Raw genomic sequence first — 21,934 nt, forward strand, 5'->3', positions numbered from 1 at the left:
GTTTTACTCCCTGATGGATTGGTTGGGGATCTCCAAACGATAGCCAACTGGCATCAGCGAAATCCCGAAACGTGTTTCGATCTCGCCCCAGAGGCCACGCGGCAGGAGCAGCGAGAAGAGAAGGGCGACAAGGCCGAGGCCAATCAGGTACCAGACGCCGAGCGCCCCGAACCAGGTCTCGATGACGAAGAAGATCACTGCGCCGAGGATCGCGCCCTCGAAGCGTCCGATGCCGCCGACCAGGACCATGAAGATCATGTAGGCCGTCCACTGGACGGAGAAATAGGTCTTGGGCTGGAAGCTCGTGGCGCTCGCCAGCCAGAGCGCACCGGCGACGCCGGTGCCGAAGGCGGCAAGAACGAAGATGATGCGCTTGGTCCTGACCACATCGATGCCGAGCGAGCCGGCCGCATCCTCATTGTCGCGAATCGCCTGGATCGCAGCTCCGATATGGCTGCGCAGCAGCGTGAAGAGGCCGATCAATAGGCCGGCCATCGCGATCAGGGCCAACCAGTAGATGATGTCGCGCCGGGCGCCAGCATCATAGGCATTGAGCGAGATTAGCGAGCGGCCGGTTTCGCCCTGGATCAGGCTGTCGAGATTGACGCAGAGATGGGTGAGCGCCGAGACGACCCACATACCGATCGCGAACTCACCGCCCTTGAGCCGTAGCATGACCAGCGACAGCGGATAGGAAACGGCTGCAACGACGAGGCTGGCGAGGATCATCGACATAAACGGATCGATATCGGATTCGGCGAGGCGGACGGTGAAGTAGGCGCCGAGGCCGAAGAAGACCTGCTGGCCGACCGAGACCAGGCCTCCATAACCCGCCAGCGCATTCCACATCGCAGCCATGATGACATAGATGAAGAGCGCCGTGAGGCGATCAACCGCGCCGGCGCCGAGCACCCCCGGCAGCACGGCGAAGCCGAGAAGCACGATGGCAGAGAGCCAGGCGGCCGTCCGCGACGCGCGGGTCCAGCGATGGACCATCGAGGGTGTGACGACGGTGCTCATGCGGTACCTCCTTGAGCGGTCCGCCTCGCCAGGAGGCGCGCGGGCAGCGACAGCAGATCCGGGAAGATCAGCCTCGTGAACACGATGATCAGGAACACGGCATGGCCCGCGATCAGGAAGCCGAGCGGGTGGAGCGAGGCGCCGAATGTCTGGGCGATGCCGAGGATGATGCCACCGGCCAGCGTACCCCAGAGCGAGCCCGCACCGCCGATGACGGCCGCCTCGAAGGCAAAGAGAAGCTGCGGCGCGCCGGAATAGGGTTCGAAGGTGGCGCGCATGGCAAGGAACATGCCGGCGATGGTGACGGTCACCAGCGTGATCGCGGCGGCTGCGGCATTCACCCGACGGGCGTCGATGCCGACGAGGCCTGCAGTATCCGGATCCTCCGCCGTGGCACGGATGGCTCGGCCAAGTTTGGTGTAGGTCAGCATGATTTGCAGGGCCGCGAGCAGTGCCACCGCAGTGACGAAGATCAGCACCGGCAGTTTGCCGACATAGAGCCCGCCGGGAAGCTCCCAACTGTCCCAGGAGAGGTCGCCGATGGAGTTGGCGAGGGAGCGGGTATCGGCGCCGAACTGTTCAAACAGTGTATTGTCGATGACCATGGAAAGGCCGAAGGTGGAGAGGATCGGCAGAAGCTGGCCGCCGCGGGCGCAACGATCAAGGATCAGGCGCTGGATCAGCCAACCGACGACGGCCATGACCGCGACTGAGATCAGAAAACTTGCCCAAAGCGGCAGGTGGGTGTGTTCCGTCAGCAGGAAGATGAGATAGGCGGCAGCGACGGCGAGGCTGCCGTGTGCGAGGTTGATGATGCGCATGACGGAGAACATGAAGGAGAGGCCGCAGGCGATCAGCGCATAATAGCCGCCGAGCAGGATGCCCTGGAGAATCTGGTTGGTCATGCGTGAGCCCTCCCGGCCGTGGCTCGCTTGAGCCCGAAATAGGCCTCCGTCACCTGCTCCCTCGTCAAATCCGTCGCCCTTCCTTCGAGCACGGCCTTGCCTTCCAGCATGCAGATCACCCGGTCTGCCACACTCATCGCGCGCGTCAGATCCTGTTCGACCAGGATGATCGTGGTGCCGGATGCGATCAGCCCTTCGAGCGAGGCATAGACGCGATCGACGATGAGCGGTGAGAGGCCGAGCGAGACTTCGTCGAGTAACAGGATGTCCGGGTTGCTCATCAACGCGCGGCCGATCGCGGTCGCTTGCTGTTCGCCGCCGGAAAGATGGCCGGTCTTGTGGTCGAGGCGCTTCTTGAGGTTCGGGAAGATCTCGATGATCCGTTCGATAGACCAGTCACCTGTGCGGTCGGCCATGGCGCCGAGCTTGAGGTTCTCAGACACGGTCATCGAGGCGAACATTCGGCGGCCTTCGGGTACGAGCGAGATGCCGCGCCTGACGCGCTGGTGGGCGGGGAGCGCGGTGACGTCCTCGCCGTCAAGCATGATCCGGCCGCCATGCACGGCGTGGGCGCCGGCGAGCGTGCGCATCAGCGTCGTCTTGCCCGCGCCATTGGCGCCGACCAGCGCCAGTGTCTCGCCCTTGGCGATGGAGAAGGAAAGGCCGCGCACCGCTTCGAGCAGGCCGTGGCGGGCGGTGAGATTTTCTACCATGAGCGTGCTCATTTCGGGCCGCCCCCGAGATAGGCGCGAATGACTTCCGGGTCGGTCATGACAGCCTTCGGTTCGCCATCCGCGATGATGCGGCCGGCATCCATGCAGATCAGCCGGTCGACCACCTGCAGCAGCACATGGACGATGTGCTCGATCCAGACCACGCCGATGCCGCGGCGGCGCAGTTCCTGGATGGCATGGACCAGCTCCTGTGCCTCGGAATCGGTCAGCCCGCCGCCGATCTCGTCGAGCAGAATGACTTTGGGTCCGGTCGCGAGCGCCCGCGCCAGTTCCAACCGCTTGCGGTCGAGCAGGCCGAGTGTTTCGGCGCGGCGGTTGGCCACAGCGAGCATGCCGCAGAGCGTCAGCGAGTCGATGACCCGCTCATAGGCCTCGTCGCGACTCTGCACGTTGCCATGCGCGGCCGCGACATAGACATTCTCGAATGTTGTCATGCCGGAGAAGGGTTTGGGCACCTGATGCGTGCGCACGAGCCCAAGCTTGCAGCGCTCGGCCGCCGGGAGCTTGGTGACGTCGCGTCCTGCGAACATCACCGATCCCGCACTCGGCGGATAGGCACCAGAGAGTGTTGCGAGCAGCGTGGTTTTACCGGCGCCATTCGGTCCGACAATGCCCACGGACTCGCCCATGTCCATCGAGAAATCGACATTTTCCAGCACTGGTAAAGCGCCGAAGCGCTTGGTGATGCCGCTCGCCGAGAACCGACTCTCGCTGGTTCCTTTTCCGCTTTCCACCAGCATGCCCCTTATCCGTTGTAGGGCAGCAGCTTGGCTACGACCGGGACGTTGGGATCGGTCGCATTCTCCGTCACGACATAGTCGAGCGGGAATTTGGAGCCATCGGCCGCTTTGACCCATTGCGTGCCGATGATCGGGCCGGGCGAGACATTGGGGACCGGACCGGAAGTGAAGTCGACCTTGCCCGCGATTGTGACCGTGTTGAGTGTCGCAATGGATTTCACGATGGCATCCTTGCTCTTCGGGTCGGTCGTCTTCTTCAGCGCATCGAAGCCGGCATCGAAGAGCGACAGCGTCGCGCCGAGCTGCTGGGTCCATTGCTTGCCCGACGAGGCCTCGTAGCCATCTGCAAGTTCAGGGCCGCTGACACCCGCGATCGAGGACTTGTAGGGGAAGGCCTTGTGCCAGTAGGCGGCACTGCCGAGATTGACGCCGAGATTGCCGAGCGCCTCGACGCCGGAGGGGAAGAGGCCGGTCTTGGCCACCTGAATGATCTTGACCTGGCGATGCAGGCCCTGCTGCGCCGCCTGGCGCCAGAAGGTGGCAAAGTCCGGGGGAATCGGGAAGGTGTTGATGATCTCGACGCCTTCCTGCTTGAAGAGCGCGATCTGGCTGGAGAAATCGGTCGTGCCGGTCTCGTAGGCGCCGGGGTCGACAATGGTGAAGCCGTCCTTCTGCAACAGAGGCGCGAGATTGGCGCGGATCGCATTGCCGTCGGCATCATTCGGATACATGACGCCGACCTTCTTGTTGGTCTCGATCAGGTTCCATTGCGACACATAGGTCTTGTGGAATTCACCGACGCCAAAGCCGAAATGGTAGCTCCATTTGAAGGGTGACGGTGCGCCGGGCTGGGCGCCGCGGCCGAAATACCAGGCTTCCCAAGGCATGACGGTCGACAGGCACGGCACGCCGGCGGCCTCGCAGGCATCGGCCACCGGGTTGATCGTCTCGGGCGTCGAGACGGCCAGCATTATGTCGATGCCCTGGTTGTTGATCAGGTCCTTAGCGAGTTGGCCGGCACGGGATGGATCTGACTGGGTATCCTGGTCGAGGATCTCCACTGCGTATTTCTTGCCGCTGATCTCGATGCCGTCGCCTATCGCCTTGCGGACCAACTCGAGAACGTAGCCGTCTGTCTCTCCGAAACTGCCAAGTGGACCGGTGCGCGGGCTGATGAACCCGACCTTGAGCGTATCGGCCGCAAAGGCCGGACGCACGCCGAGTGCCAGTGCCGCGGCTGTGGCGCCTGTTGTCGCCATGAGTTCGCGCCGTGTCATACCCTTCTTCATTGCCATTCCTCCCCTTTTCGAAATCTCCGTTTTGAGCCATGGCTCAGATCGGATACTCTCCCTTGCCGCTGGATATCGTGATCCAGCGGAGTTCCGTGAATTCGTCGAGTGCTGCCGGGCCCCCGAATTTGCCGTAGCCGCTGGCCTTCACCCCGCCGAAGGGGATCTGCGGTTCGTCGGCGACGGTGGCCGAATTGATGTGGCAGATGCCCGACTCGATGCGCTTGGCGACCTCGAAGGCGCGGCCGAGGTCTCGGCCGAAAACGGCGCCCGACAGGCCATATTCGCAGTCGTTGGCGACCGTCACGGCCTCATCGACCGAGCCGACGCGGATGATCGCGGCGACCGGCCCAAAACTCTCTTCGCGATAGAGCCGCATCGGGCGGGTGACGTGGTCGATCACGGCGGCGTCCATCATCGCGTCATGGTTCTCGCCGCCAGTCAGCAACAAGGCTCCCTTGGCAACAGCGTCATCGATCAGGCCCCGCACGCGGCGGGCGGATTCGGCGGTGACAAGGCTGCCGAGCGGCAACTCACCCCGTGTCGGATCGCCGGCCCGCAGGCTTCTCGCCTTGGCGAGGAATTTCTCGACGAAGGCATCGGCGATGTCGTCCATGACGATAATCCGCTCCGTCGACATGCAGATCTGGCCCTGGTTGAAATAGGCACCGAAGGCTGCGGCCTTCACCGCCTCGTCGAGGTCCGCGTCGTCGAGGACGATGAAGGCCGCTTTGCCGCCGAGTTCCAACAAGCAACGTTTGAGATGCTTGGCGGCCGTCTGGGCGATGATCCGACCGACACGGGTCGAGCCGGTGAAGTTGATACGGCGTATGACGGGGTGACCGATCAGCTTTTCCATGATCGCTGAGGCGTCGGCCGGCGCGTTGGAGATGATGTTGATAACCCCTGCCGGGAAGCCCGCCTCCTGCAGGACGTCGCCGATCAGACGATGGGTCGCCGGGCAAAGTTCGGATGATTTCAGCACCACCGTATTGCCACAGGCAAGCGCGATTGCGATCGAGCGGACACCGAGGATGACCGGTGCATTCCACGGCGCGATCGCGAGGCAAACGCCAGCCGGCTGACGATAGGCGAAGGAGGTCTTGCCGGGAATGTCGGTGGGGATAATTGCGCCGCTGACTTGCGTCGTTGCGGCCGCCGCCTCCTGGAAGATCCTGGCTCCCAGTTCGACATTGAAGCCGCTCCACTCGCGCGTGGCGCCGGTCTCGGCCATCATGGCTGCAGTGAAATCCGGCGCACGCGCAAGCAGCAAGTCAGCCGCGCGTTCGAGAAGCTTGCGGCGATGGCCGGGGCTCGATTGCGACCAGCCGGGAAAGGCTGCGGCGGCGGCATCGGCCGCGGCCACCGAATCTTCCAGAGTCGCTGCGGCCGAGACGGCGACAAGGTCGCCGGAGACGGGACTGAAACGCTCGAAAGTCGCGGAACCGGAAGCGGGGACATCTCGACCGCCAATCAGCAGGTTCACGAGCCGCGGTGAGGCCACCGCTGAACGGTCGCGCCGATTTTCGATGATGACAGGATTGCTTGTCAGGACCATGTCCGCCTCCTCCCAAAGGCCGATAGTGAAAATGCTACGCCTTGTGCCGGAAATAAGAATGTGATTTTCTGGTCAACACTTGTTATTTTGTGGTAATTTCACGCATGCACGTCGAGTCCGCCATCCATCACGATGCCCGCGGCGAGGCAATCGAGGCGGCCATCCAGCCGCGCTTGATCCGCATCGGCCGGCCGCCACAGCGCTGGTTCCACCATGCGCTGTTGCTAGTGAATGGTTCGATCCGCCTGTCGCGTGATGACGGCGCAGCGCCAATTTCAGGTCCGGCCATTGCCTTCTTCCCACCCAGCGAGGGTGAAATGATCACGATCGGCGCAGGCAGCCGCGGTTATCTCGTCGGCATGTCGCCGGAGATCATCAGTGAGGCGATCGGCGACCATGCCGAGTCCGCAGCGCTTCGCGTCTTTTCCGGTAGCGTCTCATTCAATGACGCCCTGCAGCCGACAACGGTTCGAGAGATCATTCCCCTGTTTGAAGGCGTAGTCACAGAACTCGCAGAGGAAGGGCGTTCGTCGCGAATGGTGATAGCCGCCTTTACGCGGCTCATCCTGATGGCCGCGTGGCGGCTGACGCGTGGCGCCGATGTCGCGGAGGAGCGCCGCGCGAGTTCTGGATTGATCCTGCAGCGGTTCCGACAATCGGTAGAAATCGGTTTCCGCCGCCACCGTTCCATTGCCGACTATGCCTACGAACTCGGAATCAGCGCCGACCGGTTACACGCGATCTGCCAGCGCATGCTGTCGCGTTCGCCGCTCCAACTGGTGCATGACCGCGTGGTGCAGGAGGCCAAACTGCGCCTCGAGCGCTCGGCCCGCAGCGTGCAGGAGATTTCTTATGGGCTCGGCTTCCGAGATCCCGCCAATTTTAGCCACTTTTTCAAGCGTCATGCAGGGCTTTCGCCTGCGCGATACCGCGCCCTCTCCGTGAGCGAGGCCCAAAGGCTCACCATCCCGACGTCGTCTGACTATCACGACTGGCCGTAGTTGGCTCCAACCGTTTTGGCGATCCTTTGGCCCTGTCTATTGTGTTCGCCTATTCAATATGTGCCTATGTAAAGTACATATCGAGGTCGCCATGAATACCCGCTTCTCAGTTGCCACGCATATCCTGACTTTTCTTCAGTGCCAGCAGGGGTCTCCCGCATCTTCCGAACTCATAGCATCAAGCGTCAACACCAACCCGACGCTCATCCGACGGCTCCTTTTACAACTGGCCAACGCCGGGTTGACAACCTCTCAGATGGGAAGCGGTGGGGGCGCATTGCTGGCGCGGTCGGGTTCCTCGATCACGTTGCTCGACGTTCATCGCGCAATCGACGAAGAGTTCGTGGCTTTTCCACTGCATCAGGAACCGAACCATCAATGTCCGGTTGGCCGGAACATTAACAAAGTTCTGCGCGGTCGCCTTGCGGAGGTCCAAACCGCGATTGAACTCGAACTCTCGCGCACGACCATCGCTGATCTCGCCACCGATATTTTAGCGATCAATTTAGCCTGCTGAGCGAAATTCGGATTTCTAGAGCAGCACCGCTTTACATTTATATGTAACCGACGTAGATACATATTTTCTGTTACAGAAATGGTTACATATCATGAAAACCAAACTCCCGCGCCGCGTTGTGCTTGCGATGGCGGCGTTTCTCCCCCTCGGAGCGAACCTGGCGGTTACCTCCACTCATGCAACGGAGAGCAATATGACCACGCAGGAAAAACAGGTCTTTGACCTTCTCAAGGCGATCGAAACCGGCGCGGCCGAGCCAGTCGGCGTGATCAATCCGGAGAAGTACATCCAGCATAATCTCGGAGCAGCCGACGGCTTGAAAGGCTTTGGCGATCTGCTTGCTGCTCTTCCCAAGGGGGCGGCCAAAGTGAGCACAGTGCGCGTGTTCCAGGACGGTGATTTCGTTTTCGCCCATAGCGATTATGATTTCTTCGGACCGAAGATTGGGTTTGATATCTTCCGCTTCGAAGACGGCAAAATCGTTGAACACTGGGACAATCTCCAGCAGACGGCAGGCCCCAATCAGAGCGGCCGTACAATGATCGACGGACCCACGGAAGCCAGGGATCTCGATAAGACGGAGGCCAACAAGACCTTGGTTGCGTCTTTCGTCGACGAAATTCTCGTCAACGGCCGTACGCAGAAGCTGAGCGATTATTTCGACGGCGACAACTACGTGCAGCACAATCCGCAGATCGGTGACGGCCTGTCGGGGCTGGGTGCAGCTCTGAAGGCAATGGCAGACGCCGGCATCACCATGAAGTACGACCGGGTCTATAAGGTTCTGGGAAAAGGCGATTTCGTTTTGACGGTCAGCGAAGGCACATTTGCCGGTAAGCTGACGTCATTTTACGACTTGTTCCGGGTCCAGAACGGCAAGATCGCTGAGCATTGGGACACGATCGAAACCATTCCGGCCAAGGCCGAGTGGAAGAATCAAAACGGTAAGTTCTGACATGTTGCGGGGGCTCGGCCCCCGCCTTACTCTGGTAGCTCACAGCTGACCTAAGAGACGAGCCGCGGCTCAGTTTGAAGTTTCGTCTTCGTCCCGCGCCAGGCCTCGAAAAGCGTTGGGGGTTGCCCCGGTAGCCGCCTGAAACATGGCAATGAAGGCAGAGTTTGTGCTGTAGCCGAGCTTGTGGGAGACGGTTTGCACGGGAAAGCCATCCGAAAGCATGGCAAGCGCCCGGGAGAGGCGAAGCCGCTGCCGAAGGTTTGAATAGATGGAGTGGTTGCCGCTCTTCCCACCCGACAACTCCTGTTGGAGGATCGTCGGGCTAATCCAACGGGACGGAAGGACGGCGAAGATGACAATAGGGACAATGATCGGGATCGACCTGGCGAAGAACGTTTTCCAGGTGCATGGAGCCTCAATGACCGGGGAGCTAAAGTTCCGCAGGAAGCTATCTCGGCTACAGTTCCGCAAGTTCATGGCGGACCATCCTGTGGCAACCGTGGTGATGGAAGCCTGCGGAAGCGCGCACTATTGGGCTCGGGAGATGGCCAGACATGGCCATGAGGTAAAGCTGATCGCACCGCAGTATGTGCGGCCCTTCGTAAAGTTATGCTCACCTCGCCATAATTTGACTAATCACGAGGTCGTCGTAATGCGGAGGAGCGCGGCCTGATCGGCGGATTTTCGCTGTTTTCCGATCGGCTTGCTTTGCATTATTCGGTGCCGAACCTCTGCGGGTCAATCGACCAACAGAGGACTCGCCAATGCCCTATATCCGTCACGAACTAATTGCCGCACTCAATTCCTCCCTTATCAGTCAGCGATACAGCCCGGTCGTGGTGAGGAATTACTGCACCTACGCATCTGGATTTCTCGATTATCTGGGACAGCGGGGCATCCTGGTCGCAGACGTGATCGACGTGCAGGTAGAGCAATACCTGCGGCACGCGATCGTAAAGTTCGAAAAGGAGCGTGGTCGACGTCCCGGCGCACGCTGGCACGAGGTTCCGCGCTCCGGAATTCATGCGCTGTTGCGACTTGCTCACGGTCAATGGCCGCCAGCAATCGAGCCTATCTGCGCGGCCGATGTGGCCCGATTTGCAGTTTGTGACGAATACGAAATCTGGCTGCGTGAGGAACGCGGGTTGGCTCGCTCCAGCGTCGCAGCGCTGATGTGGGAAGCCCGGAACTTTCTTGCCTGGCAGATCGATTACGGAAGCGGCGGCTTGGCGGGGCTGAGCGTCGTTGACGTAGACCGTTACATGGATCTGCGCGCGCCGAAACTGACGCGCTGCTCGCTGAAGTCTGTCGCAGAGCGGCTTCGCTCGCTGCTGCGATATCTCCACATCACGGGTCGCGTCACAACGGACCTGTCAGGGCATGTGATAGCTCCGACGCTTTATGCATATGAAGGAGTGCCCTCAATCCTGGAGCGAGACCAGATCGCCGCGGTGCTGGAAACCGCGAGGGCGGACAAGACGCCAGCGGGGCTGCGGGACCATGCAATCCTGCAACTCCTTGCAACATATGGGCTACGGTCTGGAGAGATCCGCAATCTGCGGATCGAGGACATCGACTGGCGGACGGAAGCCATCCATGTTCGCCACCACAAGACGCGGGCCAGCACATCGCTGCCCCTGATGGAGCCGGTCGGTGAAGCGTTGCTTGCTTATCTGCGTTCCGGGCGGCCCGTGACGGACGCCAGGGAAATCTTCCTCCGCACGCGCGCGCCCTATCGCAAGCTCGACAAGCTTTACAGCGTGGTTCGCCGGTGGCTCCGTGACGCTGGTGTCCAACCGCCTGGTAAGTGTGGACCCCATATCTTCCGCCATGCGCGCGCTGTTGAGATGTTGCGGGTCGCGGTGCCTCAAAAGGTCATCGGCGACGTGCTGGGGCACCGTTCGACGGGATCGACGGCTCCCTACCTCAAGCTCGCCACCGAGGACCTCAGGGCCATTGCGCTTGACGTGCCGGGAATGGAGGTGCTGGCATGACCGCCCGCTGGCCCGATCCCGACCGCGCGATCATTGACCGCCATGTCGCGATCCTTGATCTGCACAGCATGAAAAGCCGAGCCTGTTATCGGCAGGTCCTGCATGGCTTCCAGGATGTGGCCGAACGTTACGATGCACTCGGTCAGGAAGTGCTGATTGCGTGGCTGCGTAAATCGGCCGAATGCTGGGCAGCGACGACGCGGCTACACCGCACCCGCATCATTGACCGGTTCCTCGAACGCCTGGTGGAAATCGGCGCGATCGAACGCAATCCCGTCACCGCTCTGCGAGATGCGTGCAATATCAAGCAGTGCATGCCCATCTGGCGGGCATTGGCGTCGCGGGATCCGGAACAGGCTCTCGCCGAACTGCGCCAGCCCAGGCCGTTCGGCAGCGTGCTGGGCGAAATGATGGCTGAGCATGTCGCGATGATGCGGCGCAGAGGATACAAATACACTTCGCAGCCCCTGTTGCTCTTGCGGTTCGACCGGTTCCTGCAGCTGCATCCGGGACCGGAGGCCGAACCGCTGAGCGCCATGGTTGATCGATGGGCGGCAACGAATGTCACGCGTCACCAAGTGGAGGAATGCGAAAAGCTCAAACGCGTCTTTGCGAAAATCCTTCGTCACCGCGACCCGTCGATACCTGTGCGGCGACCGGACCCGAGACCGAGGAAGGAGGCGGCCAGGCAATGGCGAAAGGCTCATATCTACTCGCCTGCCGACGTGCGGCGGATGCTCGAGGTTGCCCGCACCTATCCGTCTCCACGGGTGCCGCTTCGGCCGCTGAGCATGTACACAATGCTGCTGCTGGCCTATTGCGCAGGCTTGCGGCGCGGCGAGCTTGCCCGGCTCGATCTTGGTGACGTTGACCTGCGGGACGGTACGGTAACCGTCCGGCAGACCAAGTTCTTCAAGACTCGGATACTGCCGCTTCCCGACAGCGTTGTAGTCGAGCTTCGCGCCTACGTCGATGCACGGCGTCGTGCCGGTGGATCACAGGACGCGCGCTCCGGCTTGTTCTGGCACGAGCGAGGCGACGGTCACTACACGCCGGAAATGATCACGTGGTTGCTCTCTGACGTCATACGTCGCGCTGGGTTGAAGCCATTGCGAGGAAAAGCGGGCCCTCGCGTTCATGACCTGCGCCACTCGATGGTCGTGAACAGAATCCTGGAATGGTACCGGACGGGCATCAACCCGCAGGATCGCCTGCCGTTCCTCGCGACCTATCTCGGCCATAGGGATATCAACTCTACATTGGTCTACATCACCGTCACGCAGGAGCTGCTGCATTACGCGAATGAGCGGTTCCGGGCAGTTGGCGCACCGTGCCTCAGCATGGGGCAGGAGATGCGGCCATGAGCAAGGTTGACCGGTTCCCGGCCCTGCTGCGCGCGTTCTTCTACGAATGGCTGGTCGAGCAGCGCAACGCATCCATCCATACAGTCCGATCATACCGCGATACCTGGCGGTTGTTGCTCCGGTTCGTCGCCCAGCGTACTGGGAAGAAGGTGGCTATGATCACGCTGGCCGATCTGGCCGCCAGCGAGGTCGCCGCGTTCCTCAGTCACGCCGAACATGACCGTGGCGGTACGATCGGCACGCGCAACTGCCGGCTTGCGGCGATCCGCAGCTTCTTCCACTTCGTGGCCACAAGGGATCCTGGATCGATCGCGCAATGCGTGGAAATCCTCAACATACCGATCAAGCGCGCTCCGGTGTCGGAACCGAGCTATCTGGATCCGGCGGAAGTGACGGCGATCCTCGCTCAGCCAGATCGTTCGACCATTGAGGGCATGCGGGATCATGCGCTGCTCTCGTTCCTCTACAACAGCGGCGCACGAATACAGGAAGCGCTCGACCTTTGCCCAGAAGCAATCCGGTTCGAAAGCCCGAGTTGCGTGCGTTTGACCGGTAAGGGACGGAAGGAACGTATCTGTCCGCTCTGGCCAGAAACCGTGATGTTGCTGCGGAAACTGCTTGAACGGCAACCACGGGCGCCCGACCAGCGGCTGTTCGTCAACCGCTATGGCGAGCCGCTCAGCGCCTCCGGGGTCCGGTTCAAGCTCGCCGCCTACGTGAAGGCGGCGGCCGAAACCATGCCAACGCTGCGTGCCAAGCACGTAACGCCACACGCCTTCCGGCACGCCACCGCCGTGCACCTCATCTCGGCCGGCGTCGACATTACGGTCATCCGAAGCTGGCTCGGTCATGTCAGCCTCGACACGACCAACCACTATGCCAGGGCCAATCTGGAAACGAAGCGGAAAGCCCTGGAAAAGGTCGCCGTTCCAGCCACACCCGGCAGCCAGCCATCCTGGAAGCGCGATGCCAGCGTGCTCGCCTGGCTCGACACACTCTGAAATAATGCGGAGGAACATCGACAAGAACGGCGAAAATCCGCCGATCAGGCCGCGCTCCTCCGCATTACGACGACCTCGTGATTAGTAAAGTTATGCTCACCTCGCCATAACTTGACAAAGGGCTTAACGTAGGCCGGCGGGATCAAGCGAACATCATGGCCAAGTTTGCCGATCTCACGCGCCCAGTAATGCGCGGTGGCGCAGGCCTCCATCGCGACGATGCATTTGGGCAGTTCCGTAAAGAAGGTGACGACTTGGCCGCGAGACAGTTTCCTGCGCAAGACCACACTTCCATCGCTTCTGGCGGCATGAACCTGAAACACCCGCTTTGCAAGGTCCAGGCCAACGATGCTAACTTCCTTCATGGATGCTCTCTCCTCTAAGTGACGTTCTCGCGAACGTCACTCTGGCACATTGCGATGCCGTCGGGAGGGGGCATCCACTCCATCAGCTCTCAGTGCAAATCAACACCCGCACCCTTGTCGCGTCATCAATGGCAGTGAACTGGAAGCGTCGAACCTTTTCACCGCACGCCCCTTTAAAAGTCAGGAACTTGACGTCCATCTGAATGTGGTGGAGATAATATTTGCTCCGGAGATGGAGAACCTTCTCTTCGATCTCGATAGGCGTTCTGTTGGCGTGCCATTTAGGAATGGGCGGGTGATTCACCAAACCGGCGTCGCCGTGTTTCCGATAGGCTTCACGCCAACGGTAGAAGCTGCTGCGACCAATCCCAAAATACCGGCAGGTCTTCGCAACATGCCCAGTCTCGTCAGCATGCCGCAGAATGCGTAGCTTGCGCTGTATCTCGCGCTGATCCTTGTTCATGTGCATCTCCATCGTCCCAGAATTGGGAAGCTAATGGAAATGTCCCGCGAGTACCGACATATCTACACGCCTAGGTGCTACGCTCGTGGCGAGACACCATGTCGTCAAGCATAGTCAACAGAAACTTTCGTTCTCCCCCAGACAAAGGACGCAGTAAACGTTCGATCGCCTCTTGGGCTGAGGGACCGAGGTCTTGGAACAGTTTCACTCCAGCATCGCTAAGGGTCAGTACGCGCCGACGTCGATCCGCGAGGTCGATCCGCCGCTGCACCAGTCCGCGTCCCTCAAGAAGTCCTATCACGAGTGCGGTCGTCGAGCGGTCGAGATGAACCAGGCATGCCAGGGTCGCCTGATCGATGGCGGGACAATGCGACAGCGTATAGAGCACACCGAACTGTGTCGTGGTTACATTGAACGCTTCGCATTCCCGAACGAAGATCCCGCTCGATAGCTGATGGCTTCGCCGGATCAGATAACCGGGACGGCTGTAAAGGTCGCGCAGCGGTCCCTCGGTATCCAGTTCCCCCCTGCCGAGATGTTCAGTGACCAGATGTTCCATGATGTCGGTAAACCGAGACACCTCGGACTGGTCGGCATCTCCTAGCAGGCTTTTTACGGCAGTTGCGGCCGGTTCCAGGGAGCGCTCGAACAGCGCCCTTCCTTTGGCGGAAAGGTTAAGTACGCGCCGGCGCCGATCCTCTTCGTGCATCACGCGATGCAGCAGTTCGCGCCGTTCGAGCAAGTCAACCACTAGTCCAGTCGTTGACCGGTCGAGCCCTACCAGACGCGCCATCCCGGCCTGGTCGAGATCGGCGACGCTGGCCAGCGCGAAGAGAATTCCGAACTGGGTAGATGTGATCCCGAGTTCCGACGTTTCGGCGGCAAAGATGGCGACCGCCGTCTGGTGGGCGCGGCGGATCTTGAATCCGGGGCGGTTATAAAGCCCCGACATCTGCGAGAACGAGACATCAGCATTGCAAACCGGTCGCTCACTTCCGTCGATCGTCAATTCATTTGTCATTCGTCAGATGCTCAACTTGCTCGGTCGAAGGATTGAGAAGTCATCCTACGATTCCTCGTCTCGTCAATATCCTATCTAACAAGGCCAGATCGCCACGACAATCCCGCAATACACATTTCTGGGGAAGTCGATTATCCGGTTGAAAATAGTAAGACGTCATGGTATTTAGATCGCAGTGGGAAGCGACGAGGCCGTCGAGACACGGCTAACCCGAATCTCAAGTGGCGGGGAATGGCTTGAAGAAGCTCAGGTAAAGCAAGGTGCCCGTCCTATTGCCGTCATCTCTTCGATGGGAATTTTCGGCAGAGAAACGGTCAATATACGTGATCAGACGTCATACTAAATCGCAGGAGGGTAATTTTCAGATGAAGGTCATCATTATCGGCGCCGGAATCGGTGGAATGACGCTGGCATGCAAGCTTGCGGCAGGGGGAATCGTTCCTGAGGTCTATGACGCAGCGCCGCAGTTGCAGCCGGTCGGCCTGGGAATCAATCTATTGCCGCATGCGAGTAAGGTGATGGCCGAGATCGGAGTACTCGGCGAGATCGCCCGCCGAAGTGTTGAAACCTATGAATCGACCTTCTTCAATCGCTTCGGCCAGCATATCTTTTCGGAGCCGGCGGGCCTCCGGGCAGGCTACGAACTCCCTCAATATTCCGTGCATCGCGGCGACTTGCATCAGTCGCTGCTGCAGCGCTTCGCCGAACTGGCGACAAAGCGACATCTTCATGCCGGCCATCAGTGCGTCGGATACGATCAGGACGACGGTGGTGTCACAGTGCATTTCCGGGACACGCTTGGCCAGAAGCTGTTGGAAAGCGTGCGCGGCGACGTTATGGTGGCGGCCGACGGCCTGCATTCTGTGGTTCGCAAGAGCTTGCACCCCAACGAGGGCGATCCGGTCTATTCCGGCGTTAACATGTGGCGCGGAGCAACGCTACATAAGCCGTTTCTTGATGGAGCCAATATGACGCGCATCGGCTGGCTGTCGACGGGAAAGCTGGTGATCTATCCTATCCGGAACGATGCCGACGGCCAAGGGAACCAGTTGATCAACTGGGTGGCCGAGATCGAAACCCCGACGTACAAGAAGAAGCGGGACTGGAACAAACAGGGTTGCTTCGACGACTTCATGTGGGCGTTTGAGGACATGAAGTTCGACTGGCTGGACGTGCCGGCGCTACTGCGCAGCACGGATGCGGTCATGGAATTCCCTATGGTCGATCAAGATCCGCTGCCGTTTTGGTCTCAGGGACGGGTGACGCTGCTAGGCGATGCCGCTCATCCTATGTACCCTCGTGGTTCTAATGGCGCAGGTCAAGCCATCCTGGATGGAAAGGTGCTGGGCGACGCGCTTCTGAGCGCTGAGAACCCGCGCGACGCCCTCAAGGCATATGAAGGAGAACGGCTGCCAATAACGGCCAAAGTAGTGCTCACAAATCGCTCTACACCGCCTGATATCATCCTCAAGGAGGTTTTCGAGCGCACCGGCGACAAGCCGTTCGACCGCATCGAGGATGTCATTTCCGCAGACGAACTTGCCAGCCTCTCTTCAAACTACAAGAAAATCGCAGGGTACGATCGCGAACGGGTTGCTCAAAGCTAAGATTCCCAAGGACTTGCGGCATTAGCGGGTGGAGAGAAATCAGCCATTAAGGCGGGGCAAATCTGTCAGCCGTTTTGGCAGACGTCCCGGCTAAGGGCTCGTCCCGTTCAAACCCAAAACTTAAGTAGATCGATTGAAGGGACCTTGTAGCATGACGAGCAACCAACGTGAGATATCGGCGGCAAAGACCGGGGCTGAATCGCTTCTATTGGGTCTCAAGCGGAACGGCATCGATTATATTTTTGCGAATTCGGGAACAGATTTTCCACCAATCATTGAAGCCTTCGTTGCATTGGGGGAGGACCTGACTCCGCGACCCGTGACGGTTCCGCACGAAACCGCCAGTGTCGCGATGGCCCACGGATACTATCTTGTCACCGGCAAACCGCAGGCCACGATGGTTCACGTTAATGTCGGACTCGCCAACTCCGTAATGGGAGTGATCAACGCTGCGAGTGATAATATTCCCGTCGTTGTTCTCTCTGGGCGTACCCCGATCACCGAAAGCGGCCGTCAGGGTTCGCGGGTAACCCCCATTCAATATGGCCAGGAGATGTATAACCAGTCGTCCTTGGTCAGCGACATCACCAAGTTTAATTATGAGATGCGCTATGCCGAGCAGGGAGAATTGCTGGCGACGCGTGCAACGCGATTGGCTGGCAGCGAACCCCGTGGCCCGGTTTATATCAGCTTGCCGCGCGAGCCGCTGATGGACACCATCCCAGCTTCCGCAACGGCCGCGGCGCCCGCGCAGTCCGTGTCGTCGCCCGCCTATCCGGATCCGGAAGCCGTAGCCGCTGCCGCAGCCTGGCTCGCTGGTGCGGCTGCGCCGCTTATCATCTGCCAGCGTGGCGATCCTCATGGGCGACTAGCAACGGAAATCGTTCAACTAGCAGATGAGTTCGCAGTCCCGGTGGTCGAACCCTTCACGATTCGAAATGTCATGCCGTCGGATCATCCAATGTTTCTCGGTTATGACGTGAAGGCGCCTCTCGCGGAAGCTGATGTGGTGCTCGTTGTCGACAGCGCCGTTCCGTGGATGGAATCGTTGCATCGGCCGCGCGAGGGAACCCGGATCATCCATCTTGGAAGCGATCCGCATTTTCAGCGCATGCCTATCCGCAGCTACCGCAGCGACCTTGCTATCGTTAGCGATCCCGCCGCGGGCGTGGCGTCGATTTCCGCGGCAATGCGGGCGCTCGCCGTAAATGCCGATGGCCGACGAGATGAGTTCGTAGCTCGGGCCGTACAACGGCGCGAACGCGCCGAAGCTTTGTCGGCGCAGGGCTGCGCATCCCCGATGACGACAGAATGGATGAGCCGGTGCATCGCAGACGCGATGGATGATCGCGCCGTGGTGTTTTCCGAACTCGGGGTCGCCCCAGACGCCATGCGCCTGTGCGGGCCTAACCGGGTCTTTACCGTTCCTCACAGTGGCGGGCTCGGATGGGGGGTGCCTGCCGCCCTTGGGGCCCAGCTTGCTGATCGGGAGCGCTTGTGCATCGCGTGCGTTGGGGATGGTTCCTATATGTTCGCTAACCCGGTAGCATGTCACCAGATCGCAGAGGCGCTCGAACTGCCGATACTGACGATCATTAAGAACAACGGGATCTGGAACGCCGTTCGTCGTTCCGTCGTCAGCAGCTATCCGAACGGTGCTGCCGTAAGAGCCAATCGAATGCCGCTGATCGACCTTGAGCCCGCTCCCGACTATCTGCAGATCGCCTCCGCAAGCCGCGCTTATGTCGAGCGTATCGAGCACGGGCGCGATCTTCCCGCCGCGCTCGAACGAGCTATCGGGGTCATTCGCTCCGAGCGGCGGCAGGCGGTACTCGAGCTGCGGATTGCGGTGTCTGACAGGCAGTGATCGTGGGCCTCCCTAAAATCGCGATTGTGACGAAGAAATGATCAGTTCCAATAATTTGGATTGTCAATCGGCGCGAAATGTTGACCCCTTATCGGCGTCCAATATTCACCCCCCCTGAAGACGATCAGCGCTTGGCCTGCCCGGCGCTAGCCGGGGTTGCAGAGGGTAGGCCAAGTGCGGGTGATGGGTATCTTCGGCTTTAGCTTTGAGAGCGGTTCTTGAAGCGCCAGGACTCGTTTCCTGTTTCCACGATCTCGCAGTGATGGGTCAGGCGGTCGAGGAGTGCCGTCGTCATCTTGGCATCACCAAACACCGACGGCCATTCGCCGAAGGCAAGGTTCGTGGTGACGATGATCGAGGTGCGCTCGTAGAGCCTGCTGATCAGGTGGAAGAGGAGATGACCTCCGGCCTGCGCGAACGGCAGATAGCCGAGTTCGTAGAGGATGATGAAGTCGAGGCGCGTAAGGTAATCTGCCATGCGACCTTGCTTGCCGTTGCGGATGAGAGCACGGGCAATCGCGATGGCCAGATGGCTCTTGCCGGTTCCCGTGCCGCCGACGAGGACGACGTTGCGCTGGTCGGCCACAAAGGTGCCGGTAGCCAGTTCTCGGACCAGGGGTTCATTCACGGGCGTGTCGGCAAAGTCGAAGTCGTCGATGTCCTTGGCGAGTGGCAGTTTGGCTATGCTGAGCTGGTAGCAAATGGAGCGTGCCTGCTTCTCGGCGATCTCCGACTGCAGGAGATCACCGACGATGCGTGGCGGTTCGTGCTGCCGTTTGATGCCGTTGCCCATGACCTCGTCGTAGGCGCTTCGCATTCCGTAGAGCTTCAGCGTGCTCATCAGTTCGAGAACCTGCGTGCGTTCCATTAATTTGCCCTCCTGAGCCTGTCGTAATGGGCGCAGTCGTCGACCGGCTCATGGGCAAGCCGAAGCGCATCCGGGATTTGCAGGGGTGCAGCAGGAGCCGGATCGCGGCTTCGAGCCAGAGTGTTGATGATCAGCGAGGCCGAGCAGACGCTGTGATCGAGCGCTTCCTGGCAGGCAGCTTCAACGGCGGTAAGACCATCAGCAGGAACACATCCGAGTATGCTGACCATCTGCCGATCACCGTCATCGACGCTCTTCAGTCGCTTGCGAACCTTTTCCATCGCGGCAGGCAAAACCCATTCCCGGAACGGAGCGCCGTTGCGCAAGGCACCGGGTTTGCGAGCGAGGACAGGGACATAGTGCCAGGGATCATAGACGGTCTCGCCACGGTTGGTGTTCAGCGACCGTCACTCCATCCTGTTTGATGACGACCCGATCAGCATAGGCATGGACCTCGAGGGGCGGCCGACTGCAGTCGATAGAACCGAGTATTTGTTGTTGTCGAAGCGGACGGTGCAGGTTTTGGATACTGACGCTGGCACACAATGGAAGCCGTCGAACGGCCCCACATAGCGCACGAGGCAGCCGCGTTCGGCCTCGAACATCTGCCGGATCGTCTGTCCCGTCTGTTCGGGATGGCTATGGGCCTTGGCATAGGCAACGCATTTGTCGAGCAGCCAGACATTCAGTTCCTCCAGGCTTTTGACCCTGAGGCGTGGTGTGGAAGAACCGCTCGCGCACGAGGCCGACCTGGTTCTCGACCTGCCCATTCTCCCAGCGGGATGCTGGCGTGCAGGCTACGGGATGGACGAGATAATGGCTGCACATCTGCAGGAAGCGGCGATTGTAGAGCCGTTCCCTGCCGATAAACACGGACTCGACCGCCGTCTTCATGTTGTCGTAGATCCCGCGCGTGCAGGTGCCACGGAAGAAGTCGAAGGCCTTGTCGTGCGCGTCGAAGACCATCTCCTAGCTCTCACGCATATAGGCCCGCGCGAACATCATCCGGCTGTGGCAGAGCCGGACATCGGCGACCTTCACCGTCGTCGTCACGCCCTGGATCAGGACGATCTCATGGCTCCAGTCGAACTGATAGGCTTCACCAGGTGAATAATAGAGCGGCACGTAGGCTTCCGCCGTCACAGCACCCCGGTCCTTCGACCATCCCTTCGCATAGCGCCGGATCGCATCGTAGCTGCCGTCGTAACCCAACGCGCGAAGCTCTTCGTAAATCCGGATCAGCGTCAGCCGTTCGCGAGATGGCTTGCCTTCATTCGTCGCCAGAAAGCGCTCGATCTCAGCCTTCCAAGCCCCGGTCTTCGGAAGCGATTGCCGCTCTCGCTCGTAGGAAAAGTCAGTCTCATCAGATCGTAGTATCTTGCGGACCGTGTTGCGAGAAACATGCAGCTCCCGGACGATCTTCTTCACCGACCAGCCCTGAACATGGAAGGCTCGACGAACACGCGCAATCGTATCCACTCGCTGTAAGCTGCAGGTGCCCTTGTGACATTTCGTGGTACGACTATAGCTTTTCGCGGAGCGCCTCGTAAGGCGTCTTTCCATTGAAGGCTCCGTGCGGTCGATGGAAGTTGTAGAATTGCTCCCATTGGTCAAGTTTTGCTTCGAGATCGACGTCATCCTTGTAGCTGAGCAGCTGGTAGAATTCCTGCTGATCTGATCGGTGTGAGCGCTCGACCTTGCCATTCAACTGAGGGGTGCCTCGTCTGATATATGCGTGGCGAATGCCCTTGTCCTCGACGTGCCAGTGGAATTTGGTGCGCATTTCGCAAAAACGGGACAGTCGTTCCGCTAAGTCGCGGACAGCAATTTCACTAATTCTGGGACAGCATGATGGGGTCGGTTTCCGGTTGCCTGGTTGAAGTCATTTGCGATTGATTTCGCCGTTTTCGTCGCTGGTCAAGAGTGGCGGTGTTTTTTGCTTTCTCATGCTGTCCCCTTCGAGCCCGATGCGATGGGCATTGTGGATGATGCGGTCGAGAATGGCGTCGGCGATCGTCGGCTCTCCGATCATGGCGTGCCATTGAGCGATGGGGAGTTGCGCGGTGATCAGTGTGGATTTCCGGCGATAGCGTTCCTCGAAGATTTCCAGCAGATCGAGACGCTGCTGGTCGTTCAGTGTGTGAGTGCCCCAATCATCAAGGATCAGCAGTTGCACCCGCGCCAGCTTGTCGACGAGCCGCGGGAAGCGGCCATCGAGGCGCGCCAAACTGAGATCCTCGAACAGACGCGGCATGCGCAGATAGAGCACCGAATGGTCGAGCCTCGCCGCCTGCCGTCCGAAGGCACAGGCCAGCCAGGTCTTTCCCGTGCCGGTCTGCCCGGTGATGATCAGGTTCTCATGAGCCTTCAACCATGCGCCTTGGGCCAGCGACATCGTGTTGCGCCGATCGAGCCCTCGATGGGCAGCGAAGTCAATATTCTCGATGCAGGCATCCGCAAAACGCAATCTCGACGCGGCGAGCCGATTGGACAAACGTTTGTCAGCGCGGATGGCCGCTTCACGATCGAGCATCAGACCGAGCCACTCATCGCGACTGAGATCGTCGGGGCTATTCTGTTCAGCCAGTTCCCGGTAGGCGGTCGCCATTCCGCCAAGGCCGAGGGCCTGCATCTGGTCGAGGGTGGGATGTGTCAGCATGGGTTG

General features: G+C 60.1%; 18 protein-coding genes and 5 pseudogenes. 9 read left to right on the forward strand and 14 right to left on the reverse strand.

Features of this window, described 5'->3' with window-relative positions; all coding sequences use genetic code 11:
- Window positions 1–3: 3 nt before the first annotated feature.
- Genes ACVTFQ_RS32090 through ACVTFQ_RS32115 form a run of 6 tightly spaced genes read right to left on the reverse strand, consistent with a single transcriptional unit; the run spans window position 4 to window position 6,246 of the window.
- Entirely contained in the window at window positions 4–1,020 is a 1,017-nt protein-coding gene (locus tag ACVTFQ_RS32090; RefSeq protein ID WP_269703745.1) for a branched-chain amino acid ABC transporter permease, read from the reverse strand.
- Window positions 1,017–1,925: a branched-chain amino acid ABC transporter permease gene (locus tag ACVTFQ_RS32095; RefSeq protein WP_142859730.1), complete on the reverse strand. Its 909-nt coding sequence runs from the start codon at window positions 1,923–1,925 to the stop codon at window positions 1,017–1,019. Before ACVTFQ_RS32095 ends, ACVTFQ_RS32090 begins: the two co-directional genes overlap by 4 nt.
- Window positions 1,922–2,650, reverse strand: a complete 729-nt coding sequence (locus ACVTFQ_RS32100; RefSeq protein ID WP_269703743.1) for an ABC transporter ATP-binding protein — start codon at window positions 2,648–2,650, stop codon at window positions 1,922–1,924. The genes ACVTFQ_RS32095 and ACVTFQ_RS32100 overlap by 4 nt, the downstream gene beginning before the upstream one ends.
- The gene (locus ACVTFQ_RS32105; RefSeq protein WP_269703741.1) at window positions 2,647–3,399 is read right to left on the reverse strand and encodes an ABC transporter ATP-binding protein; all 753 of its coding nucleotides are present in this window, start codon (window positions 3,397–3,399) and stop codon (window positions 2,647–2,649) included. The genes ACVTFQ_RS32100 and ACVTFQ_RS32105 overlap by 4 nt, the downstream gene beginning before the upstream one ends.
- A gap of 5 nt (window positions 3,400–3,404) precedes the next feature.
- Window positions 3,405–4,688, reverse strand: a complete 1,284-nt coding sequence (locus ACVTFQ_RS32110) for an ABC transporter substrate-binding protein (RefSeq protein WP_283159219.1) — start codon at window positions 4,686–4,688, stop codon at window positions 3,405–3,407.
- Window positions 4,689–4,731: 43 nt separating this feature from the next.
- Window positions 4,732–6,246: an aldehyde dehydrogenase gene (locus tag ACVTFQ_RS32115; RefSeq protein WP_269703739.1), complete on the reverse strand. Its 1,515-nt coding sequence runs from the start codon at window positions 6,244–6,246 to the stop codon at window positions 4,732–4,734.
- A gap of 104 nt (window positions 6,247–6,350) precedes the next feature.
- Between ACVTFQ_RS32115 and ACVTFQ_RS32120 the strand changes: the two genes are divergently transcribed.
- The 3 genes from ACVTFQ_RS32120 to ACVTFQ_RS32130 all read left to right on the forward strand — a co-directional run bounded on the left by ACVTFQ_RS32120 (window position 6,351) and on the right by ACVTFQ_RS32130 (window position 8,719).
- Complete coding sequence (locus ACVTFQ_RS32120) at window positions 6,351–7,247, forward strand: helix-turn-helix domain-containing protein (protein WP_269703736.1); 897 nt, start codon at window positions 6,351–6,353, stop codon at window positions 7,245–7,247.
- Window positions 7,248–7,338: 91 nt separating this feature from the next.
- Window positions 7,339–7,764: an Rrf2 family transcriptional regulator gene (locus ACVTFQ_RS32125; protein WP_269703734.1), complete on the forward strand. Its 426-nt coding sequence runs from the start codon at window positions 7,339–7,341 to the stop codon at window positions 7,762–7,764.
- A gap of 91 nt (window positions 7,765–7,855) precedes the next feature.
- Entirely contained in the window at window positions 7,856–8,719 is an 864-nt protein-coding gene (locus ACVTFQ_RS32130) for a nuclear transport factor 2 family protein (RefSeq protein ID WP_269703732.1), read from the forward strand.
- Window positions 8,720–8,788: 69 nt separating this feature from the next.
- Here the strand turns inward: ACVTFQ_RS32130 and ACVTFQ_RS32135 are convergent, their stop codons facing one another.
- Complete coding sequence (locus ACVTFQ_RS32135) at window positions 8,789–9,190, reverse strand: helix-turn-helix domain-containing protein (RefSeq protein ID WP_428845913.1); 402 nt, start codon at window positions 9,188–9,190, stop codon at window positions 8,789–8,791.
- On the opposite strand from ACVTFQ_RS32135, the pseudogene ACVTFQ_RS32140 reads away from it, so the two are divergent.
- The 4 genes and pseudogenes from ACVTFQ_RS32140 to ACVTFQ_RS32155 form a co-directional block, all read left to right on the forward strand.
- Window positions 9,072–9,326, forward strand: a pseudogene (locus tag ACVTFQ_RS32140) (IS110 family RNA-guided transposase); the annotation flags it as partial. The gene ACVTFQ_RS32135 and the pseudogene ACVTFQ_RS32140 sit on opposite strands and share 119 nt — an antisense overlap.
- A 157-nt stretch (window positions 9,327–9,483) precedes the next feature.
- The gene (locus ACVTFQ_RS32145; protein WP_269704327.1) at window positions 9,484–10,713 is read left to right on the forward strand and encodes a site-specific integrase; all 1,230 of its coding nucleotides are present in this window, start codon (window positions 9,484–9,486) and stop codon (window positions 10,711–10,713) included.
- Window positions 10,710–12,077: a tyrosine-type recombinase/integrase gene (locus tag ACVTFQ_RS32150; RefSeq protein WP_269704329.1), complete on the forward strand. Its 1,368-nt coding sequence runs from the start codon at window positions 10,710–10,712 to the stop codon at window positions 12,075–12,077. Before ACVTFQ_RS32145 ends, ACVTFQ_RS32150 begins: the two co-directional genes overlap by 4 nt.
- Window positions 12,074–13,078 (forward strand): site-specific integrase, encoded by a 1,005-nt coding sequence (locus tag ACVTFQ_RS32155; RefSeq protein WP_269704331.1) that lies wholly within the window; start codon window positions 12,074–12,076, stop codon window positions 13,076–13,078. Before ACVTFQ_RS32150 ends, ACVTFQ_RS32155 begins: the two co-directional genes overlap by 4 nt.
- Window positions 13,079–13,188: 110 nt before the next feature.
- Here ACVTFQ_RS32155 and ACVTFQ_RS32160 read toward each other — a convergent pair.
- From ACVTFQ_RS32160 to ACVTFQ_RS32170, 3 genes and pseudogenes are all read right to left on the reverse strand, one after another.
- A pseudogene (locus ACVTFQ_RS32160) lies at window positions 13,189–13,443 on the reverse strand (IS110 family transposase); the annotation flags it as partial.
- Window positions 13,444–13,543: 100 nt separating this feature from the next.
- Window positions 13,544–13,906, reverse strand: a pseudogene (locus ACVTFQ_RS32165) (helix-turn-helix domain-containing protein); the annotation flags it as partial.
- Between the two features lie 70 nt (window positions 13,907–13,976).
- Window positions 13,977–14,927: a MarR family winged helix-turn-helix transcriptional regulator gene (locus ACVTFQ_RS32170; protein ID WP_269704293.1), complete on the reverse strand. Its 951-nt coding sequence runs from the start codon at window positions 14,925–14,927 to the stop codon at window positions 13,977–13,979.
- Window positions 14,928–15,292: 365 nt separating this feature from the next.
- On the opposite strand from ACVTFQ_RS32170, the gene ACVTFQ_RS32175 reads away from it, so the two are divergent.
- Window positions 15,293–16,534 carry a flavin-dependent oxidoreductase gene (locus tag ACVTFQ_RS32175; RefSeq protein ID WP_269704291.1) on the forward strand — a complete coding sequence of 414 codons (1,242 nt, stop codon included), beginning with the start codon at window positions 15,293–15,295 and terminating at the stop codon, window positions 16,532–16,534.
- Window positions 16,535–16,685: 151 nt separating this feature from the next.
- Window positions 16,686–18,401 carry a thiamine pyrophosphate-requiring protein gene (locus ACVTFQ_RS32180; RefSeq protein WP_269704289.1) on the forward strand — a complete coding sequence of 572 codons (1,716 nt, stop codon included), beginning with the start codon at window positions 16,686–16,688 and terminating at the stop codon, window positions 18,399–18,401.
- Between the two features lie 199 nt (window positions 18,402–18,600).
- Here the strand turns inward: ACVTFQ_RS32180 and ACVTFQ_RS32185 are convergent, their stop codons facing one another.
- From ACVTFQ_RS32185 to istB, 4 genes and pseudogenes are all read right to left on the reverse strand, one after another.
- A complete protein-coding gene (locus ACVTFQ_RS32185; protein WP_269704287.1) occupies window positions 18,601–19,269 on the reverse strand; it encodes an ATP-binding protein in 669 nt (222 codons plus the stop codon).
- A gap of 5 nt (window positions 19,270–19,274) precedes the next feature.
- A pseudogene (istA, locus tag ACVTFQ_RS32190) lies at window positions 19,275–20,748 on the reverse strand (IS21 family transposase); the annotation flags it as partial.
- Window positions 20,749–20,791: 43 nt separating this feature from the next.
- Window positions 20,792–21,055 (reverse strand): annotated as a pseudogene (locus tag ACVTFQ_RS32195) (integrase core domain-containing protein); the annotation flags it as partial.
- 96 nt (window positions 21,056–21,151) lie between these two features.
- Window positions 21,152–21,928, reverse strand: coding sequence for an IS21-like element helper ATPase IstB (gene istB / locus ACVTFQ_RS32200; protein WP_269704284.1), 777 nt, complete (start codon window positions 21,926–21,928; stop codon window positions 21,152–21,154).
- Window positions 21,929–21,934 lie beyond the last annotated feature (6 nt).

It is taken from the genome of Rhizobium sp. O111, assembly GCF_055616315.1.

Bases quoted from the DNA above. Each gene is read 5' to 3' on its own strand.
- ACVTFQ_RS32180 (WP_269704289.1), top strand. From the start codon at position 16,686: ATGACGAGCAACCAACGTGAGATATCGGCGGCAAAGACCGGGGCTGAA.
- ACVTFQ_RS32100 (WP_269703743.1), bottom strand. From the start codon at position 2,650: ATGAGCACGCTCATGGTAGAAAATCTCACCGCCCGCCACGGCCTGCTC.
- ACVTFQ_RS32105 (WP_269703741.1), bottom strand. From the start codon at position 3,399: ATGCTGGTGGAAAGCGGAAAAGGAACCAGCGAGAGTCGGTTCTCGGCG.
- ACVTFQ_RS32095 (WP_142859730.1), bottom strand. From the start codon at position 1,925: ATGACCAACCAGATTCTCCAGGGCATCCTGCTCGGCGGCTATTATGCG.
- ACVTFQ_RS32090 (WP_269703745.1), bottom strand. From the start codon at position 1,020: ATGAGCACCGTCGTCACACCCTCGATGGTCCATCGCTGGACCCGCGCG.
- istB (WP_269704284.1), bottom strand. From the start codon at position 21,928: ATGCTGACACATCCCACCCTCGACCAGATGCAGGCCCTCGGCCTTGGC.
- ACVTFQ_RS32175 (WP_269704291.1), top strand. From the start codon at position 15,293: ATGAAGGTCATCATTATCGGCGCCGGAATCGGTGGAATGACGCTGGCA.
- ACVTFQ_RS32130 (WP_269703732.1), top strand. From the start codon at position 7,856: ATGAAAACCAAACTCCCGCGCCGCGTTGTGCTTGCGATGGCGGCGTTT.
- ACVTFQ_RS32120 (WP_269703736.1), top strand. From the start codon at position 6,351: ATGCACGTCGAGTCCGCCATCCATCACGATGCCCGCGGCGAGGCAATC.
- ACVTFQ_RS32145 (WP_269704327.1), top strand. From the start codon at position 9,484: ATGCCCTATATCCGTCACGAACTAATTGCCGCACTCAATTCCTCCCTT.
- ACVTFQ_RS32170 (WP_269704293.1), bottom strand. From the start codon at position 14,927: ATGACAAATGAATTGACGATCGACGGAAGTGAGCGACCGGTTTGCAAT.
- ACVTFQ_RS32155 (WP_269704331.1), top strand. From the start codon at position 12,074: ATGAGCAAGGTTGACCGGTTCCCGGCCCTGCTGCGCGCGTTCTTCTAC.
- ACVTFQ_RS32110 (WP_283159219.1), bottom strand. From the start codon at position 4,688: ATGAAGAAGGGTATGACACGGCGCGAACTCATGGCGACAACAGGCGCC.
- ACVTFQ_RS32150 (WP_269704329.1), top strand. From the start codon at position 10,710: ATGACCGCCCGCTGGCCCGATCCCGACCGCGCGATCATTGACCGCCAT.
- ACVTFQ_RS32185 (WP_269704287.1), bottom strand. From the start codon at position 19,269: ATGGAACGCACGCAGGTTCTCGAACTGATGAGCACGCTGAAGCTCTAC.
- ACVTFQ_RS32125 (WP_269703734.1), top strand. From the start codon at position 7,339: ATGAATACCCGCTTCTCAGTTGCCACGCATATCCTGACTTTTCTTCAG.
- ACVTFQ_RS32115 (WP_269703739.1), bottom strand. From the start codon at position 6,246: ATGGTCCTGACAAGCAATCCTGTCATCATCGAAAATCGGCGCGACCGT.